The organism is Sorangium sp. So ce296 (assembly GCF_051529605.1).
Lineage (GTDB): Bacteria > Myxococcota_A > Polyangia > Polyangiales > Polyangiaceae > Sorangium > Sorangium cellulosum_D.
In genome coordinates this window covers 10,209,397-10,228,049 of record NZ_CP150325.1, presented here as the reverse complement: position 1 = coordinate 10,228,049, position 18,653 = coordinate 10,209,397, and the positions used below count along the sequence as shown (strand labels likewise).

The window sequence follows — 18,653 nt, the reverse complement described above, 5'->3', positions numbered from 1 at the left end:
GCGCGAGCGACTCCGCCTCTCCTCGGGTAGGTGCTCGCCGGAGACTCGCCCCCTGCCGGATCCCTCGCCGCTCCGCGGGAGATCGCGAGATCCGCCGCGCATTTCGCGCACTGCGACGGTCGCCGCACCTGTCCCCCGGTGTCGACACGACGCCCACGCTGTCGCCGCGATCCGCGACGTGCGCTTTTACCAGGGGCGTAAAGCTGCGCGGGCAACGCGGCTTTTCCCACTTGTGATGAGCAGAGACCCGGTAATATCGGCCACGGTTCGCGCCGCCCCATCCGAGGTCATTCGAGGTCTTCTTGCCGCGCTGCCCATCCTGCCATCGCCGACTCGCAGCCTTCGCCCCCTGCCCAGCGGACGGCGCCCTGGCGCCGCTCCGCGCCGCGCCCGTCGAGCTCGGCGCCGAGACGCCGCCGTCGCTCGCGGGCTTCCTCATCGGCCCGCCGCTCGCGGCGGGCGCGTTCTCGATCGTGTGGGACGCGACCCGGCTGGAGGACGGCGCGCCCGCCGTGCTCAAGGTCAGCAGGGCCCACTCGCTCCTCGCGCGCGAGCGCTTCCGCAGCGAGGCGTGGGCGCTCGAGCAGCTCGGCCCCCCGGTCTCGCCGCGCCTGCTCCAGAACGGCGTGCTCGAGGACGGCCGCGCGTACATCGCCATGGAGCGGATCGAGGGCCAGACGCTGGCCGCCCGCCTCGAGGGCCTGCCCGCCGCGCTCGACCTGCGCTCCGCGCTCGACGTCGCGCTCGCCGTGCTGAGCTGCCTCCAGGTCGTGCACGAGCGCGGCCTCGTCCACCTCGACCTCGCGCCCGAGAACGTCTTCCTCGAGCCCGGCGGCGGCGTGCGGCTCCTCGACTTCGGCCTCGCGCAGCGCGATCGCGGCGTCGTCTGCCACCCGGCGGACAGCGCGCTCACCACGCTGGGCGCCATGCTCGGGGCGCCCGAGTACGCGTCGCCCGAGCGGCTCCGGGCCGAGCCGCTCGACGGGCGCGCGGACCTCTACGCGTTCGGCGCGCTCCTCTTCGAGCTGCTCACGCTGCGCCCGCCGTTCGCCGGCGATCGCGAGGACGTCGCGCAGGGGCACCTCGGCCGGCGGCCCCCGCGGCCGAGCGAGCTCACCCCGGCCGCCGCCCCCGTCCCCCCGGCCGTCGAGGCGCTCGTCCTCGCCTGCCTCGCCAAGGAGCGGGCGCTCCGCCCCCGCGACGCCGCCGGCCTGCGGGCCGCGCTCGCGTCGGCGGGCGCCCCCGGCGCCGCGGAGGTGGCGCGGGACGACGCCGCGAGCTCCGCGGACCGGCACGACACCGTGGTGCTCGCCCTGGAGGCCCGCGGCGCCGAGGCCGAGGTCCGCGCCGCCGTGGCCCGGCACGAGGGGCACCTCGCGCGGCAGCGCGGCTACCGCTTCGTCGCGATCTTCCCGGGGCCGAAGGAGGCCGCGGCCGAGCGCGCGCTGCTCGCGGGGCGGGAGATCGTCGCGTCGGTCGGCGCGCCGCTCGCGATCCACGTCGCGCCGCTGAAGCTCCGGCGCGAGGCCGACGGGGGCCTGGCCGCCACCGGGCTCGCCGTGGAGCGGCCCGAGGCGTGGCTCCCCGCGGATCCGTGGCGCGGGATCGCGCTCAGCGCCGAGCTCGTCACCGCCCACCCCGGCTTCGACGTCGCCGCGGCGAGCGAGGACGGCCGCTACTTCTTCGCGCAGGAGGCGCCGCTGTCCGCGGGCGATCGCGACGCCGCGCGCGCCGCGCCGCCGCTGCCGCTCGTCGGGCGCAGCGACACCCTGAGCGCCCTCGAGGAGAGCCGCGAGCGCGCGCTCGCGGGCCTCGGGCCCGGCCTCTGCGCCCTCGTCGGCGAGCGCGGCCTCGGCAAGTCGCGGCTCGCCGAGGAGGTCGCCGCGAGCAGCCGGCGCGCGCACCCCGGCGCGCTGGTGATCGCGCTGCGCGCCGAGCCGGAGCACCCCGGGCGCGCCGCCGGGGGCCGGCCCGGCCAGGCCGCGGCCGCCCTGCTCGCCGGGGTGCTCGGCGCGGAGGGCGGCGCGCTCGCGGCGCCCCGCGATCCGCGCGCGCTCTGCGTCGAGCGGCTCGGCGAGGCGCTCGGCGGCGACGTGTGGCCCGCCGTGGCCGCCTTCCTCGGCTGGCCCGACGGCGCGCGCCTCGCGGAAGAACCGCCGCCGGCGCGCCGCGGCAGCGTGATCCGCGCGATCGCCGAGGGGCTGCGCCGCCGGGCGGCGGAGCGCCCCGTCGTCGTGATCGTCGACGACGCGCACCTCGCCGACGGCGCCGCGCTCGACGCGCTCGACCTCGCGACGCGGCGCGAGGCGGATCTCCCGCTCTGGGTGCTCCTCGCCGGCGCGCCGGAGCTCGCGGCGCGGCGCCACGCGCTGAGCGCCCGCGATCACGCGCGCGACCGGGTCGCGCTCTCGCCGCTCGACGACGCCGCCGGGCGCCTCCTCTGCGCCGAGCTCCTCCGGCCCGCGGAGCACCCGCCCAGCGCCGCCCTCCGCCGCCTCTGCGCGTGGGCCGGCTACAACCCCCGCTGCCTCGTGGAGCTCACCCGGGCGATCAAGCGCGCGGGCCTCGTGCGGCTGCGGGCGCGGTCGAGCAGCTACCAGCTCGCGACCGCCGAGCTCGACAAACTCCCGCCGTCGGTCGCGTGGCAGTGGTTCGCGACGCGGCAGCTCGAGGCGCTCCCGCCGGAGCTCGGCGCGTGCGCGAGGCTCTGCGCCGTGCTCGGCTTCGAGCTCTCGGAGGACGTGGCCGCGGACGTGCAGCGGGCGCTCGAGGGCGAGGGCGCGGCGGCCGCTCGCGGCGACGGCATCGACGTCCCGAGCGGCCTGCGCGCGCTCGCCGCGCGGGGGATCCTCGTCCCCCGCGGCGCGCAGGACGCCGCGCGCGAGGGCACCCCGTGGGGGGGCGCCCGCTACGCCTTCCGGAGCGCGCTCTTGCAGGAGGCGATCTACGCGCTGCTCACCGAGGAGCAGCGCGCGGGGATGCACCGGCACGCGTTCGCCGTCTGGGAGCGCCTGGCCGAGGCCCAGCCGATGGCGCCGGACCTGCTCGAGCCGATCGCGCGGCACGCCGCGGCCGCCGGCGCGCGCGCCCGCGCGGCGCACGCCTACCTGCTCCTCGGCGACATGCACCGCGACCGGCACAACAACGCCGTGGCGGAGGGCCACTACTCGTCCGCGCTCCTCTGGGCCGACGGCGACGATCAGCGCCAGCGGTACCTCGCGCTCCTCGGCCGCGCGCGCGTGCGCTACCGCGTCCTGCGCACCGGCGAGGCGCTCGACGATCTGCGCTCGGCGGGCGCGCTCGCCCGCACCATGAAGGACCCGCGGATGATCGCGGAGGCGCTGCTCGAGGAGGCGACGGCGCTCGACTGGGCCGGCGCCTGGGAGGAGTCGGCCGCGCGGGTCGAGGAGGTGATCCCGCTGCTCGACGTCCGCGAGGATCACGCCGACCCCGGGCTCGCCGCGCGCTTCGAGGTCGCGGCCGGCCGCTCGTCGTACCGCAAGGGCAACCTGGAGGACGCCCTGGAGCGGCTGACGCTCGGCGTGGAGCGGGTGCGCGAGGCCGACCACGACACGCACGTGATCGGGCTGACGCTCCTCGCGTGCGTGCTCGTGCGGTGCGGCCACCTCGACGAGGCGGAGCAGCGCTTCGACGAGGCCGTGCGCGCCTGCGAGGCGCGGGGCGACCGGGTCCACCTCGGCGCGGCGCTCATCCGGCGCGCGGAGCTCTGGCCGGCGCTCGACGCGCCGGATCGCGGGATCGCCGACCTCAGGCGCGCGGTCCAGCTCGCCCGTGAGGAGGCCAACGCCTGGGCGGAGCGCGAGGCGACGATCAAGCTCGCCGAGCAGCTCTACCTCTGGGGGCGCGAGGACGAGGCGCTGCCCCTCGTGCGGCAGGTGCGCTCGCTGGACGAGCAGTTCAAGGACCGGCCGGTCTACAGCAGCGCGCTCCTGCTCGCGCGGATCCACGCGATGCGCGACGAGCACGCGGACGCGAGCCGGCAGCTCCGGTGGCTCCGGGCGCAGGGCGCGGTCGCGGACCTGCCGCCCTATGCGCAGGCGCTCCTCGGCGTGATGCAGCTCGCCGTGAAGGACCCGAGGAACAGCATGGAGAGCGCGCGCACGCGGGCGGCGTTCCGCGAGGAGGGCGAGCCCTCGGGCGAGCTCGGGAGCGGTCTGAGCGCCGACCAGCGGGTCGAGCTCCTCTACTGGCGCGCGCGGGCCCTGCTCGACGCCGGCCGCCCCGACGACGTGGCGCTGCTGCTCGCGCGCATCGCGCCGCTGCTCGCCGAGAGCAGGGCCTGGCGCCCGCGCTTCGCGAAGCTCCGGGCGGGGTACGGGCAGCTCGCGGGGTAGCTCGCGGGAGACGACGACGTTTGCTCGGGTTCAATGCAGGCATCTCTCGTCCCCGTCTCTCGTCCCCGTCTCTCGTCCCCGTCTCTCGTCCCCGTCTCTCGTCCCCGTCTCTCGTCCCCGTCTCTCGTCCCCGTCTCTCGTCCCCGTCTCTCGTCCCCGTCTCTCGTCCCCGTCTCTCGTCCCCGTCTCTCGTCCCCGTCTCTCGTCCCCGTCTCTCGTCCCCGTCTCTCGTCCCCGTCTCTCGTCCCCGTCTCTCGTCCCCGTCTCTCGTCCCCGTCTCTCGTCCCCGTCTCTCGTCCCCGTCTCTCGTCCCCGTCTCTCGTCCCCGTGCACGTCTGCGTGCGCGTGCGCGTGCGCGATTCCCCGGAGTCAGCGCGCACGCGCACGCGCACGAAGGACGAGCACGGAAGACGGAAGACGGAAGACGGAAGACGGAAGACGGAAGACGGAAGACGGAAGACGGAAGATGGGGACGAGGACGACGCACGGTGTCAGCCGCGGCTGAAAACCGCGCTAGACCCTCACCTCGGGTCGATGCGGAACACCTCCCCGGTGAGCATCACCACGTACAGCTCGCCGGCGGCGTCCTCGCCGAACGAGGCCGCCGGCAGGCTCGACGCGAGGTCCCCCGTGATCTCCACGTGATCCCGCGCGGCGCTGCCGTCCCACCGCAGCGTCCAGAAGCGGTGCGTCCCGTAGTCGCCGTAAACGTACCTCCCCTGCAGGCACGGGATCGCCGAGCCGCGGTAGACGTAGCCGCCCGTGATCGAGCCGCCCTCCCCGCTCGAGTGGCTGTGCTCCACGGCGGGCGCCACGCCGACGCGGGAGCACCCGGAAGCGACGCAGTGGTCGCCCTCCATCGTCGGCCAGCCGTAGTTGCGCCGCCCGGTGCGGGCCGGCTCGATGTTGAGCTCCTCCCAGGCGTTCTGCCCCACGTCGGCGATGTAGAGGTCTCCCGTGCGCCGATCGAAGCTGAAGCGCCACGGATTGCGCAGGCCGTAGTCCCACACGAGCGGGTTCACGCCGGCGCCGGAGAGGTTGCCGGACGGCCCTAGCCCGGTATTCACGTCGATCCGCAGGATCTTGCCGAGGGGCGACGAGAGGTCCTTGGCCGGAGAGGTCGAGTACGGCGTCACGGCCGAATCGCCGACCGACGCGTAGAGATATCCGTCGGGCCCGAACGCGAGCGTGCCGCCCGCGTGGTTCCAGCCGCCGTGCTTCGCGTCGAGGAGCGTCCGGACAGGCACGCTCCCGGCCGCGGTGTCGGCGACATCGGGGTTCGTGGCGGAGCGGCGGAACTCGGCGATCGTGACGTTGCCCCTGGGCGCCGCGGTGTAGAAGAGCCAGAATCGTCCGTTGCTCGCGTAGCTCGGGTGGAACGCCATCCCGAGCAGCCCGCCTTCCGCGGTCGGGCTCGGCGTACACACGAGCGGGCGCGCGCTCGCCGGGCGCGACGGCGGGCACGAGGTCCCGCCCCGGATGTCGAGGAACGGCGTGGCCAGGAGGACACCGTTCTTGATGAGGCGGACGACCCCGTCCTTTTCGAGGACGAACATCCTCGAGGTGTCGCCCGGCGGGCTCGTGAGGAAGAGCGGCGCTTCCAGGCCCGACGCGACCTGCGTGAGCTTCAGCCGCGGCACCCCGGCGCACGCGGGGCCGGCGCCGCCGCTCCCGCCGGCGCCGCTGCCGCTGCTCGCGCCGGTGCTCCCGCCCGCGCCGGTGCCGGCGCTCCCGCCGCCCGCGCCGGAGGTCGCGCCGCTGGCGCTCGCGCTGCCGCTGGCCGCGCTGCTGGCGCTCGCGCCGCTGGCGCTCGCGCTGCTCGTGCTCGCGCTGCTTCCGCCGCTCGCCGCCCCGGCCGGCGGCCGCACGTCCTCGATCCACGCGCGGACCGCCGCGAGCCCCGCCGCGTCGGCGACCTCCGACCCGATCGGCGGCATCTGCGCCCTGGAGCCGCGGTGCGCCATCCGGCGCACCACCGCGCTCGACTCGGGGTCTCCCGCCGTGATCCGGTGGACCACGCCGGTCTCCCAGAAGCTGGGCCTCACGCCCACGCCCGTCGTGTACGTGTCGGTGCTCTCCACCGTGGTGTCCGCCGCGAGCAGGCGAGTCCGCAGCGTCGCGACGCCGGTGTCGTTGTGGCAGTTGCCGCAGTTCGCGTGGAGATAGCCGAGCGCCGCGGCCGCCGTGGCGTCGCCCGGCGGCCGGAACCCGCCCGGCATCGGCACGGTGAGCCACCCGGCGCTGCTCAGCGACCGGATCGTCTCGCCCGGTCCCGCATGGCTCAATTGCAGCGCGCTGAAGCCGAGGATGCGCTCCGGGAGCTTGCCGTGGCACTCCCAGCAGTCCGCGGTCCGCGGGATATCGTGCTTGGTCCCGCGCGCGTCCTCGACGCCGTCCTCGACAAGGAACGCGTCGCTCCCCGACGGATCCCACGCATACGCGGCGAACACCCAGTCGTCGATCCCCGGCCCGAACCGGTGGATGAGCCGCGTCTCCACGGCCACGCCCTCGGCGCGGAACTCCTTCCAGAACCGCGTCCCCACCGGCAGCGACCAGTGATCCATGTCGCTCGTGTCGATCGTCGAGCAGCGCGGCAGGTACACGAAGCGCCGCTTGGCCGCCCCGTCCGACCAGAGCTCGAACGCGGGGCGGAACTCGCGCGTGTTCGCCGCGCGCGACCGGGTCGCGATGTCGGCGTAGAGCCCGGTCTCGGAGAGCCGATCGGGCGGCACCGGATCCGGCGGGAGCGCGGCCGGGTCCGCGCAGGGATCGCCCGCCGAGCTCGCCCCGCCGGTCGAGCTCGACGTCGCGACGCTCGACGCGGCGGTGCTCGCGGCGCCCGTCGTCACGCCCGTGCAGGGCGCGCAGTGCGGCCCGCCGCAGTCGATGCCCGCCTCGAGGCCGTTCATCACGCCGTCCGAGCAGGTCACGTAACAGACGTCGAGCCGGGGGCGCTCCTCCGCGCGGTCGATCTCGCTGCTCCTCAGGCTGGTGGAGCGCGCCGGCGCCTCGTCGAGGAGCACGCCGTGGTTCGGCGCGGTCCCGAGCACCCACGCCTGGACGAGCGACGACACGTCCGCCGCGCGGGGGCCGACGCCCGCCTCCGCCGCGATGGTCGCCGCGCTCTCCCGCTCGAAGCCGCCGTCGCCGAAGGTCCGCCACGCGACGGTGCGCTCCTCCCACGGGATCATGACGCGATGTACGCCGATCGCGCTGCCATCGACCTTGTACGTCTGATGAACGATCATCGAGGCAGAGACGACCGTCGCGCCCGTGGGCACGGGAGAGAGGTCGAACTGCACGACGGACCGGCGGCGGCCGGCGCTCCCGGCGGCTCCCGTCGAGAGGTTCGGAGAGGCCGAGTCGCTCCACGCCGGAGCGTTTTGCCACAGTGTCGCATCTCTCACCGTGCCTCGCTCTCCACGCTGAATCGAGACGCACACCTTGGCTTCGCTCGAGAGCGCCGCGCGCGCTACCCCGAGCCCGAAACCGAGACCGAGCGCAGGCGAATCGCCGAGATCGCCCTCCCCCACGTCGTCGACACCGCCGGTTCCATGCGCGATGTCTCCCTCGGCGCCGGGCCCGGTGCTACAGTTGACGGTCGCGACGGCGGCTCCGGCGAGGACGCCGCGCATCATGAGGGAGTGAACGCGCGAGCTCGCCGCCCCGCGGCGAGATCGGCAGTCGGATGGCCCGGGCAGCCCGGGCGCGAGGGGTCGTTTCATACGGCGAGAACCTCCTTGTGGGGTTGCCCGACGGGATCTCTCCCGCAGGTGACGGCGGTTGTGCGCGAGGCGCTCGGTGGCCCGACCGGATCCACGGACACACCTCACCATCGGTGGGCGCCGAGATCGAATCAACGAGCGTGCCACTCGGCTCGGGCAGCTCGGCTAGGCTCGGCTCGGCTGGGCCAGCGCAGCGCAGCGCACCGCGTCGCACCACGTGGGGCGCGGTGCTCGCCGGCCTGCGATGCACATCACGCCGTTCAGACGCGGTTGGATTCCGCGCGAGGGCCGCGTAGAGTCACAGATTGTGTCATCCCCCGAACCGACGCAGAGCGCTTCGCTATTCCTCTGCATCACCTTCTTTCCGAGCGAGCGCCTGGCGACGGCGGTGCTGCGGCTGGTGTCCAGCTTCTGCGGCGCGGTGCTGGACGACGCGAACGTGAGCTCGCGGTTCTACATGGCCGCGCACGAGCTCGCCGAGAACATCACCAAGTATTCCACCGGCCCCCGCGTCAGCCTCGAGCTCGCGCTGGAGGAGGACGAGCGCTCGCACATCATGAAGATCCGCGCGCGCAACGAGGCGTCCCCGGAGCGCCTGCGGGAGGTCGAGAAGCGCCTGCTCGATCTGAAGACCGCCATCGATCCGCTGAAGCACTACGACGAGCTCATCACGGAGACAGCGATGGTCGAGGGCGTCTCCGGCCTGGGCCTCGCGCGCGTCCGCGCCGAGGGGGGCCTCGACGTCGACTACAAGATCGAGGGCAACGAGCTCACGATCATCGCGCACGCGCCGCTCGAGCGGTGGAGGCCCAATGAGCAGCTTAAGGGTTGAGCCCGTCGTCACCGAGAGCTTCGGCATCGAGCCGGCGCTCGCCGGCGATCGGCTCAGCGTCAAGCTCACGGGGACGGGCGACATGGCGGCGGCCGGGCCGCTCGCCAGCTATTGCAACGAGGTCCAGCTCGAGGTGAAGCGCCTCTCGCTGACCACCGTCGAGTTCGACATACGCGCCTTGTACTTCCTGAACTCGAGCTGCCTGAAGGCGTTCATCGCCTTCATCTGCGGCATCTCCGCGCAGGGGCTCGGGTGCGAGATCAAGTTCCTCACGGACGCGAGGCTCGGCTGGCAGCGGCGCAGCCTGGCGGCCCTCCAGCGCATGTCCCCGAGCCTCGTGTCCATCGACGAGGCGTGAGCCGGGAGCGACGGCGCATGGCGACGAAGCGGCCCACGATCGCCCTCCTGACCGACTATCTCTGCGGCGAGTACCAGTCGGAGGCGCGCTTCGGCGTCGAGCGCGCCGCCGAGGCGCACGACGTCAACCTCGTCATCGCCTTCGGGGAGACGCGCGCCCGCCGGGGCTACTCCCTCCTGGACGCCCGGGGCAGCATCTACTCGCTCGTCGGCGCGGCGACCGTCGACGGGGCGGTGATCATGTCGTCGGCGCTCACGAACGCCCTCGGCGCCGACGGCATGCACGAGTTCTGCCGATCGTACGCGCCCCTGCCCGTCTGCAGCGTGGGGGTCGCGCTGGAGGGCATCCCGAGCGTCGTCGTCGACAACGCGCTCGGGGGGGAGGTGGCGGTCGCGCACGTCGTCGACGACCACGCGCGCCAGCGCGTCGCGTACATCAGCGGGCCGCCCAACAACGAGGAGGCGAAGCTGCGCGCCCGGGCGTACCGGAGGGCCCTCGAGGCGCGCGCGCTCCCCTACGACGAGCGCCTCCTCGTGCACGGCGATTTCCTGATCGACGGCGGTCGCCGCGCGATGCGCGAGCTCCTCGCGCGCGGGGTCCGCTTCGACGCGGTCATCGCCGGCAACGACAACATGGCCCTCGGCGCGATGGACACGCTGAAGGCGCACGGCATCGGCGTCCCCGGCGACGTGCTCGTGTGCGGGTTCGACGACGTCGCCGTGTCGCGCGTCGCGCGGCCGTCCCTGACGACCGTCCGCCAGCCGATCAAGGAGCTCGGGGCGCTCGCGGTCGCGACCGTCCTGCGCCAGCTCGCCGGCGAGCGGGTGCCGGAGTGCAGCCTCCTCCCGGTCGAGCTCACGCGGCGCGAGTCGTGCGGCTGCGGCTACTACGCCGCCCTCCCGCGCGCGTCCGCCGAGGCGCCGTCGCGCCGCGCGCCGCGCTCGATCGCCGAGCAGCGCGAGGACCTCACGCGCGCGCTCGAGCGGGCGGCGACCGCCTCGGCCGCGTCGCTCAGGGACTGGCCCCGCGAGCTGCTCTCGGCGCTCGAGGGGGAGCTCGCCGGGCAGGAGGGCCGCTTCCTGCGGGCGCTCCAGGACCTCCTCGACGCGGCGGGGCGCGAGGGCGTCGCGCTCGATCAGCTCCAGGGCGCGATCACGCTGCTCCGCGCGCGCGTCCGCCGGGCGCCCGGCGTCGCCGAGGACGACCTCGAGCGGCTCTGGCACACCGCGCGCGTCCTGATCGGCCACGCCTCCGTGCGCGCCGAGGGCGAGAAGCGGCTGCGCCTGGAGCGAGCCTCGATCGACCTGAGCTGGACCGGCATGAGCTTCTCGACAAGCCTGAGCATGCCCACGCTCCGCCGCACGCTCGCCGCGGAGCTGCCCAGGCTCGACCTCAGGCACGTCGCCGTCTCGCTCTACGACGACCCGCGGCGCGCCACCTTGCGGTCGCTCTTCCTGATGGAGAACAGCCGCGAGGTGGAGCCGCCGCCCGCGAGCTTCGCCTCCTCGAGCCTCGCGCCGCCCGGGTTCCTGAGCTCCGCCGAGCGATGGAGCGTCATCGCGATGCCGATCACGTTCGGCGAGGCGGAGCACTTCGGCATCGCGCTCGTCAACAGCGGCGCGAACGAGGTCGTCTACGACGCCGTGCGCCTCCAGATCGGCTCGGCGATGAAGGCGGTCATGATGCACCGCGAGATCGTCCGGCAGGTGGAGATCCGCGAGCGGCTGGAGCAGGAGCGGGTCCGCCAGGAGAGCGTCGTCGCGGAGCGCATCCAGACCACGCTCGTCCCGCCGCGGCTGCACGTCGAGGGGCTCGAGCTCTGCGCGGCGATGAGGCCGGCCGCCGAGGTCGGCGGCGACTACTACGACGTGATCGCCACGCCGGAGGGCGGGTGGCTCGGCATCGGCGACGTCGCGGGGCACGGGCTCGCGGCGGGCCTCATCATGCTGATGATCCAGAGCATGGTCGCGTGCATGGCGCGCAAGGACCCGACGGCCAGCCCGGGCGAGCTCATCGCCGCGCTCAACCGGGCGATCCACGAGAACATCCGGGATCGCTTGAAGCGCGACGAGCACGCGACCCTGCTCCTGCTCCGCTACGAGCGCAGCGGGCGGGTGACGTTCGCCGGCGCGCACGACGACCTCGTCGTGTGCCGCGCGGGCACGCGGCGCTGCGAGTGCGTCGCGAGCTCCGGCGTGTGGATCGGCGTCCTGCCGTCGGTCGACGCGATGACCCGGGACGCCGAGCTCCTCCTCGAGGACGGCGACCTCCTCGTGCTCTACACCGACGGGGTGACGGAGGCGCGGAACGCGCAGCAGGAGCAGTTCGGGCTGGAGCGGCTCTGCGCCGCCGTCGAGGCCTCCCAGGACGCGCCCGTCGACGTCATCCGCGACCGCCTCCTGAGGGACGTCGAGAGCTGGTGCTCGAGCCAGGACGACGACATCACGCTCCTCGTGGCGCGGCACCGCGCGCCGCCGGGCGCCGCCTAGGGCACCGAACAGGCAGAAAATCATCTAAATTCAACAGGTTGCGGCGCCTGCTGGATCCGCCGAGGAGCCAGCTGGAAGAGCGCGGCACGCCGCGAGCGGAGAGACCTCAAGGGCGCAAGAGGCGCAAGAGGCGCAAGAGGCGCAAGAGGCGCAAGCGAACAGAGGTATCGTTGTATTCTTCTCTTCCCCTTGCGTCCCTTGCCTCCCTTGCGCCCTTGCGGTCCTCTTCGAGTCGACGGCCGCCGCCGGATGTGGTGAAATCCGCCGTATTCCCTTGAGCAGCCCGCCCCGGCGTCGGGCGCCGGGCCGCCGCGCGACGGCGCCGCGGCGGACCGCGCGCGGCGTGACGGCGACGGGGCGGCCCAACCATAGAACGAGGTACCCTTATGAGCCGCGCTTCCTTCGCGAAGCCCCGGATGCCGATGACCGGGGAGGAGTTCCTGGCGAGCCTGCGCGACGAGCGCGAGGTCTGGGTCTACGGCGAGCGCGTCCGCGACGTGACCGCGCACCCGGCGTTTCGCAACGTCGCGCGCATCCTGGCCCGGCTCTATGACGCCTTGCACGACCCGGACACACAGCCGGTCCTGACGGCGCCGACGGACACCGGCTCAGGTGGGCTTACGCACAAGTTCTTCCGATCGCCGAGGAGCGTGGACGATCTGCGGGGGACCCGGGACGCCATCGCTGCGTGGGCGCGCATGTCGTATGGATGGCTGGGCCGTAGTCCAGACTACAAGTCGAGCTTCCTCGCCACGCTCGAGTCCAACGCCGAGTTCTATGCTCCCTACGAGGCGAACGCGCGGCGCTGGTACCGGGAGGCGCAGGAGCAGGTCCTGTTCTTCAACCATGCCATCGTGAACCCGCCCATCAACCGCGGGCTGCCCCCCCACGAGTCGCGCGACGTCTTCGTCCACGTCGAGAAGGAGACCGACCGCGGGATCGTCGTGAGCGGCGCCAAGGTGGTGGCGACGGGCTCTGCCCTCACCAACTACACGTTCATCAGCCAGTACGCGACGCTGCCCATCCAGGACGAGGGGCTCGCCCTGGCGTTCATCGTGCCGACGGGCGCCCGCGGGGTGAAGCTGCTCTGCCGGCCCTCGTACGCGATGACGGCCGGCGTCATGGGGAGCCCGTTCGATTACCCGCTCTCCAGCCGCTTCGACGAGAACGACGCGATCCTGGTGCTCGAGGACGTCCTCGTGCCCTGGGAGGACGTCCTCATCTACCGCGACATCGAGCGGGCGCAGCAGTTCCTGCCGCGCTCGGGCTTCGCGCCGCGCGCCTTCTTTCATGGGTGCGTCCGCCTCTCGGTGAAGCTCGAGTTCATCGCCGGGCTGCTGCTCCGGGGCGTCGAGGTCATGGGCAACAAGGACTTTCGCGGCGTCCAGGCGGAGGTGGGCGAGGTCATCGCCTGGCGCAACGTCTTCTCGGGCCTGGCCGACGCCATGGTGCACGCCCCGACGCCGTGGAAGGACGGCACGGTGCTGCCCAACGCGGAGTACGCCATGACCTACCGGGCCCTCGCTCCCTCGATCTACCCGCGGATCAAGGGGATCCTCGAGAAGGTCCTGGCCAGCTCCCTCGTGTACGTGCCGTCGCACGCGATCGACTTCGAGGTCCCCGAGCTCCGCCGGCACCTCGACCGGATCGCCCGCGGCTCGGACGGCAGCTCCGCGCTGGAGCGCGCCAAGCTGATGAAGCTGACGTGGGACGCCGTGGGCACCGAGTTCGGCGGGCGGCACGAGCTCTACGAGCGGAGCTACGGCGGCAACGAGGAGAACTGCCTGGTGGAGCTGCTGCACACCGCCGCCGCCGCCGGCGCCACGGAGCGCTGTAAGGATCTCGTGGCCCGGTGCATGGCCGACTACGACGAGAAGGGGTGGACCGCGCCGGACCTGATCGACGCGAAGGACATCAGCCTCATCGGCGGCCGCGCCGGCGCGCGGTGATCACCGGAGCGCGGGGCCCGGCCGCGCGGCCGCCCGCGCCTCCGCGAGCGCGCGGTGCACCGCGGCGACGAACGCCGGCGGGAACAGCTCGGGGTCGGTGAACCACGACGCCACGCTGTCGACCGCGCTCCGGATGCCGGAGCGCTCGTCCGCGACCGCCCCGGCGAGCAGCCACCCGGTCCCGAGGGCGAGCCGCGTCGGCGGCAGCCCCGCGTCGCGCGCGAACGATCGGGCGATCGCGCGGCAGACCTCGTCGGGCAGGTGCGCGCGCCGGACCTCGCGCAGCAGCGCGGCCGCCTCCAGGAGGCGCTCGTAGGACGCGGCGCGCCGGGGGATCGCGCGGCAGAGCGTGCGGTGGAGGACCCGGAGGTGCTGCTCCAGGAGCACGCTCGGCATGCCGCGGTTGGAGAGCAGGCCAGCGAGCCAGCGGATCTGGCGCTCCACGACCGGGCGCGTGTGGGTCGCGAGCGTCACGAGGAACGCGCTGTCGCTCCCGGTGAAGCGCCGCCCCCGCTCGCCGTAGCGAAACCCGTAGTACGGCGAATGGCCGAGGGAGAGCTCGCCCGCGCGCAGCGCCGCGGCGACCTCGCGCGGGTCGTCGGGGACCGGGGTCGAGCCTGCCTCGGGGTTCAGCGGGTGGCCTGGCATCGGAGCGGAGCGCGGCGCGCGGGCGGGCCGTCAGCCGGTGACGCGCCCCTCGATGATACCGCCGTCCGCGGTGATGGCGACGACCACCTCCGAGTCGACGAACAGCGACACGACCGGGCCGACCCAGGCGTCGTTCTCCCAGACGCACTCCCACGTCCCCGCCATCGGCGGGATGCCGCCGCGCCGCACCCAGATGCGGCCCGCGCTGCCCGCCCAGGCGCGGCCCTCCGCGTCGATCGTCGCGGCCGACAGGGCGCGCCGCGGCTCGATGTGCTCCGTGAAGACGCTCTGCCCGTACCGCCAGACGACGCTCCCGTCCGCGCCGACCGCGATGCCCACGCCGAGATCGGGCCGCCCGGCGCAAGCGACGAACGCCCGCGCCGGCGGCGCGGGGAGGCGCTCCATGTGCCAGTCGAGCGGCGCGTAGAGCGCGACGAGCCCCTCGCCCGCGGTCGACCGGCCGACGAGCAGCCACCGCTCGTCCTCGACGCGCGCGACCGCGGCGAGGAGCGCGACCCCCTCGGCCGGCATCGGCCGCAGCCAGCGCTTGGCGATGAACGCGTGCAGGAGCGGCCGCGGATCGTTCGGCGTCGTCGAGACGAGGATGCCCATGTCCTCGAGGTCGCCGCTCAGCGCGACGTGGCTCTGCGGCTCGCCGGGCAGCTGGAAGACGCCCGTGACGCCGCCCGTCGTGTACACCGCCAGCGTCGAGCCGTCGCCGCCGAGCAGCCAGCGGCCGGGCCCGATCCGGTGCACGAAGCGCACGCCCTGCGGGCTCGGGAGCCCGCCGGACGACGCCTCGCTCCAGCTCGTCCCGTTCCAGAAGAGCAGCCCGCCCGTCGCCGCCGCGAGGCACCGGCCGTAGCCGTCCCAGGCCACGCTCCGGATGACCGAGTCGAGGCTCGGGTGGTGGAGCACGCTCCACGTCCAGCGCTCGACGATGAACGACGGCCGAGGCGGCGGCGCCTCCCGGCTGAGGCGCGGCGGCGCGCTGATGAGCTCGGCCTCGATCGCGCGATCGGGGCTCGGGCGGTCGACGGCGCGATCCACGGCGGCGGGCGCGGCGGCGGGCGCGGCGGCGGCCTTGGGCTGGCGCGGCGAGAGCAGCGTCTGGCCGAGCTCCCCCTTGAGCTGCGCCGGCGCCTTCACGTGCGTCGCCGGGATGGTCATGGGCGCCATCTCGTCGTGGGCGCGCGTGCGCTGCTCGCCCGCGCTCGCCACGATCCGCTGCTCCAGCGCGGAGACCGGCGAGGCGGGGCGGAGGTACGGCGAGAGCATCGCGGCCACGGCCACGGCCTCCTGGAGGCGCTCCTGCGCCTCGCCGGCGGAGGCCCAGCGCAGCGCGAAGTCGATCGACTTGCACGCCTGGTCGTTGCCGCGCAGCGCGGGGTGGAGCCACCGCGTCTCGAGGATGCTCCGGCGCGTGCGCGCCATGGCCGCCATGAGCGCCTGCGCCTGCGACTCCGCGACGATGTACTGCTCGCCCGTGAGCAGGAAGAAGATGACGGACGCGAGATTGAAGATGTCGGTCCAAGGGCCGATCGTGCTCGGATCGGCGGACAGCATCTCCGGCGGCGCGACCCCGGTGTTGCTGACGACGCCGGCCATGATCGTCTCGCGGATGCCGCGCGGCCGCGCCATGCCGAAGTCGCTGATCTTGAACAGCTCCTCGTCGCCGGAGCCGCAGCACAGGATGCTCTCCGGCGTGAGCTGCCGGTGGACGACGCCCACGTCGTGCACCGCCGACAGCCCGCTCGAGATGCACTCGATCGCGCGCGTGGCGCGCGCCGGATCGAACGCGTGGCCCGTGGCCTGGATGGTCCCCTGCACCCGCTGGCGGAGCGTCACGCCCTGGACGCCGCCGTGCACGTACTCGATGGTGATCCAGGGCAGGTCGAGCGTCTTCGTGCCGCGGCGGACCGCGAAGGTGCCGGTGTCGATGAGCCGGACCACGAAGGGGGTCGGGGGGACCTGCTCGTTGAGGCGGCCGAGGGACACCGCCTCCTTCTTCACGATGACGGCCGCCGACGGCCCCATCTGCCTGAACAGCGACGGCCTCAGGATCTTGACGACGACCGGGGTCTCGCCCTCGGGCGCGGTGCGGACCGCGTAGTACGAGACGAACATCGTCCCGGCCCCGGCGCGCGACACGATCCGGTAGCCGATGCTTGGCGAGAGGTCGCTGGGGATCGTGGCCCCCTGCAGTCCTCCGAGGGCCTCTTCATCGCTGGGTATTGTGAGCACGTGAACGACCATAGCGCACCCGGCGCGCCGTGGAACAACTTGACGAAGGGGGGCAATGCGGCCCGCTCTGACGTGGCCCGCGCGTGGCCCGCGCGTCGCCCGCGCGGCCTGCCGGCGCCCCTGTAAGGTGGCGCGGGGCTCGCGCGTTGCACGGCCATGAAGAACCAGAGCTCTCTGTCGCGCCGGCTGTGCCTCGCCGGGTTCCTGCTGTCGACCGCGCCCCTCCTCGCCGCTTGCGCGGCGCAGGCGACGCCGCCTCAGGCCGTGCATCCGGAGTCCCACACCATCACGGTCGTCGGCCGGGGCGAGGTCCACACGAAGCCCGACGTCGCCCGCGCCCAGCTGGGCATCGAGGTCCTGGCGCCCAGCGTGAACGAAGCGACGAGGTCGGCCGCCGCGCGCATGAACGAGATCCTCGCGGCGCTGAGGAAGCTCGGCGTCGCGGACAAGGACATCCAGACCAGCAACTACTCCATCCAGCTCATGCGGCAGGCCGACGTGCCGCCCTGGATGCTCCCCCCGCAGCCCCTCGCGGCGCCTGCGGCGGCCGCGCCCGCCGCGCCCGCCGCGCCCGCCACGGCGACCGCGGCGCCCGCGGGGCGCGGGCCGAAGCCGGCGCCGCCTCCCGCCCCGAAGCCGCCCGCGGCGCCCGATCTGGCGCCGCCCCAGCCGGCGCCTCCGGCGTACTACTATCAGGTGAGCAACACGGTGACGGTCGTCATCCGCAACCTCGATCAGGTCGGGCCGGTGCTCGACGCCGTCGTGGCCGCGGGCGCGAACAACGTGTGGGGTGTCTCGTTCGGCCTCGACAAGACCGAGCCGCTCGAGGCGCAGGCGAGGGAGAAGGCGATCGCGGACGCGCGCGCTCGCGCCGAAGCGCTCGCCAAGCTGCAAGGCGTCTCGCTCGGGGGCGTCGTCGCGATCAGCGAGATCGTCGACTCCGGCCCGCGCGGCCCGATGTACGCCCCCCGCCTCGCCGCCGGCGCGATGGCCGCGGACGCCGCCACCCCCGTCGCGCCCGGCGAGGTTCAGTTCGGCACGCAGGTGAAGGTCATCTACGCCCTGGAGAACGCGCCGGCGAGCCCGCGCAAGTGATCGCCCGACCCGGGCCGCCGCTCGACGCCGGCCGTCGCGCGCGCTCACCGCGCGGGCGGAGCCTCGGCCTCCGCGGCTGAGCGGCCTGCCCTTCGCCCGCCGGCAGGCCGGCGCCGCTGGCAGGCCGCGGCCGCGGTCGGATTACAGCTATATCCAACCCGCGCGTCGCCGCAGCGGATAGAGTTCCAGCGTCCAGCTTCGGACCCTGCACCGCTCCACCCTCACCAGCGCCACCATGACCGCTCCGTTCTGCCCTTCCCTGCTCCGCGCTGCCGACCTCGCGGCGCGCCCACGCTCCGCTACCGCGCTCGCGCGCTCGCTCGGGGCCGCGGCGCTCGCCGCGTCGGCGACAGGCTGCCTCGTGCTCTCGCCGCCGGAGTACGATCACCCCGAGAAGACACCGCCGGTGCTCACGGCGGTCTTCCCGCCCCCGCACACGCCCGTGCACATCGACCAGGTGAACAAGATCACGAACTTCCACGCGACGGTGCTGTCGGAGGACAACGGCGATCCCGTGAAGGTCAGGCTGTACATCGATTATGGGCGGCTCTTCATTGACACGTACCCGCACCGCGACGCCCTGGACCAGAGGTCATTCCCGGCGGGGACCATCGCCGGCGGACAGCGCCCAGTCACGGCCACGCTAGACCGCAACTTCGACGATCTCCCGAACGACAGCACGACGGAGGGGGAGTGTCATACGATCACCATGATGGCGTCGCACGCCTTCAACGATCTCAAGTGCAAATGCCCGGACGACCCGAACGACATGAGCTGGATCACCTGGCAGCTCATCGACTGCCGCGCGGACGAGCCGTGCCCGACGTCGTGCCCTGCGCTGGACTGCGAGACCACGCCGTGCCGCTTCTGCGATGATCCCGCGCTCGCGACGGAATGCATCCGCCCGGAGGTCGACGCGGGCCCTTGACGCCGCGCCGGAGGACGGCGCCAGCCCCCG

At 73.9% G+C, this 18,653-nt stretch carries 10 protein-coding genes and 1 pseudogene; 7 read left to right on the top strand and 4 right to left on the bottom strand.

What is annotated here, in order from left to right; all coding sequences use genetic code 11:
* The first annotated feature begins 302 nt into the window (after window positions 1-302).
* A complete protein-coding gene (locus WME98_RS38045) occupies window positions 303-4,355 on the top strand; it encodes a serine/threonine-protein kinase (protein ID WP_437946602.1) in 4,053 nt (1,350 codons plus the stop codon).
* 393 nt (window positions 4,356-4,748) lie between these two features.
* On the opposite strand, the pseudogene WME98_RS38040 reads toward WME98_RS38045, so the two are convergent.
* Together WME98_RS38040 and WME98_RS38035 are read right to left on the bottom strand one after the other, a co-directional pair.
* Window positions 4,749-4,832, bottom strand: a pseudogene (locus WME98_RS38040) (hypothetical protein); the annotation flags it as partial.
* 44 nt (window positions 4,833-4,876) lie between these two features.
* A complete protein-coding gene (locus WME98_RS38035; protein WP_437946601.1) occupies window positions 4,877-8,080 on the bottom strand; it encodes a PQQ-dependent sugar dehydrogenase in 3,204 nt (1,067 codons plus the stop codon).
* 307 nt (window positions 8,081-8,387) lie between these two features.
* Here WME98_RS38035 and WME98_RS38030 point away from each other — a divergent pair, with 307 nt between their 5' ends.
* The 4 genes from WME98_RS38030 (at window position 8,388) to WME98_RS38015 (ending at window position 13,708) form a co-directional block, all read left to right on the top strand.
* Window positions 8,388-8,912, top strand: coding sequence for a hypothetical protein (locus tag WME98_RS38030; RefSeq protein WP_020734683.1), 525 nt, complete (start codon window positions 8,388-8,390; stop codon window positions 8,910-8,912).
* Window positions 8,893-9,270, top strand: a complete 378-nt coding sequence (locus WME98_RS38025; RefSeq protein WP_437946600.1) for a hypothetical protein — start codon at window positions 8,893-8,895, stop codon at window positions 9,268-9,270. The genes WME98_RS38030 and WME98_RS38025 overlap by 20 nt, the downstream gene beginning before the upstream one ends.
* A gap of 17 nt (window positions 9,271-9,287) precedes the next feature.
* A complete protein-coding gene (locus tag WME98_RS38020) occupies window positions 9,288-11,759 on the top strand; it encodes a SpoIIE family protein phosphatase (protein WP_437946599.1) in 2,472 nt (823 codons plus the stop codon).
* Window positions 11,760-12,145: 386 nt separating this feature from the next.
* Entirely contained in the window at window positions 12,146-13,708 is a 1,563-nt protein-coding gene (locus tag WME98_RS38015; protein WP_437946598.1) for a 4-hydroxyphenylacetate 3-hydroxylase N-terminal domain-containing protein, read from the top strand.
* Here the strand turns inward: WME98_RS38015 and WME98_RS38010 are convergent, their stop codons facing one another.
* Entirely contained in the window at window positions 13,709-14,356 is a 648-nt protein-coding gene (locus WME98_RS38010; RefSeq protein ID WP_437946597.1) for a hypothetical protein, read from the bottom strand.
* Window positions 14,357-14,386: 30 nt separating this feature from the next.
* Window positions 14,387-16,600, bottom strand: a complete 2,214-nt coding sequence (locus WME98_RS38005) for a serine/threonine protein kinase (protein WP_437946595.1) — start codon at window positions 16,598-16,600, stop codon at window positions 14,387-14,389.
* 156 nt (window positions 16,601-16,756) lie between these two features.
* Here WME98_RS38005 and WME98_RS38000 point away from each other — a divergent pair, with 156 nt between their 5' ends.
* Complete coding sequence (locus tag WME98_RS38000; protein ID WP_437946594.1) at window positions 16,757-17,695, top strand: SIMPL domain-containing protein; 939 nt, start codon at window positions 16,757-16,759, stop codon at window positions 17,693-17,695.
* A 235-nt stretch (window positions 17,696-17,930) separates the two neighbouring features.
* Window positions 17,931-18,623 (top strand): hypothetical protein, encoded by a 693-nt coding sequence (locus tag WME98_RS37995; RefSeq protein ID WP_437946592.1) that lies wholly within the window; start codon window positions 17,931-17,933, stop codon window positions 18,621-18,623.
* Window positions 18,624-18,653: the final 30 nt, after the last annotated feature.

Bases quoted from the DNA above. Each gene is read 5' to 3' on its own strand.
- WME98_RS38035 (WP_437946601.1), bottom strand. From the start codon at position 8,080: ATGAAACGACCCCTCGCGCCCGGGCTGCCCGGGCCATCCGACTGCCGA.
- WME98_RS38020 (WP_437946599.1), top strand. From the start codon at position 9,288: ATGGCGACGAAGCGGCCCACGATCGCCCTCCTGACCGACTATCTCTGC.
- WME98_RS38000 (WP_437946594.1), top strand. From the start codon at position 16,757: ATGAAGAACCAGAGCTCTCTGTCGCGCCGGCTGTGCCTCGCCGGGTTC.
- WME98_RS38015 (WP_437946598.1), top strand. From the start codon at position 12,146: ATGAGCCGCGCTTCCTTCGCGAAGCCCCGGATGCCGATGACCGGGGAG.
- WME98_RS38025 (WP_437946600.1), top strand. From the start codon at position 8,893: ATGAGCAGCTTAAGGGTTGAGCCCGTCGTCACCGAGAGCTTCGGCATC.
- WME98_RS37995 (WP_437946592.1), top strand. From the start codon at position 17,931: ATGACCGCTCCGTTCTGCCCTTCCCTGCTCCGCGCTGCCGACCTCGCG.
- WME98_RS38010 (WP_437946597.1), bottom strand. From the start codon at position 14,356: ATGCCAGGCCACCCGCTGAACCCCGAGGCAGGCTCGACCCCGGTCCCC.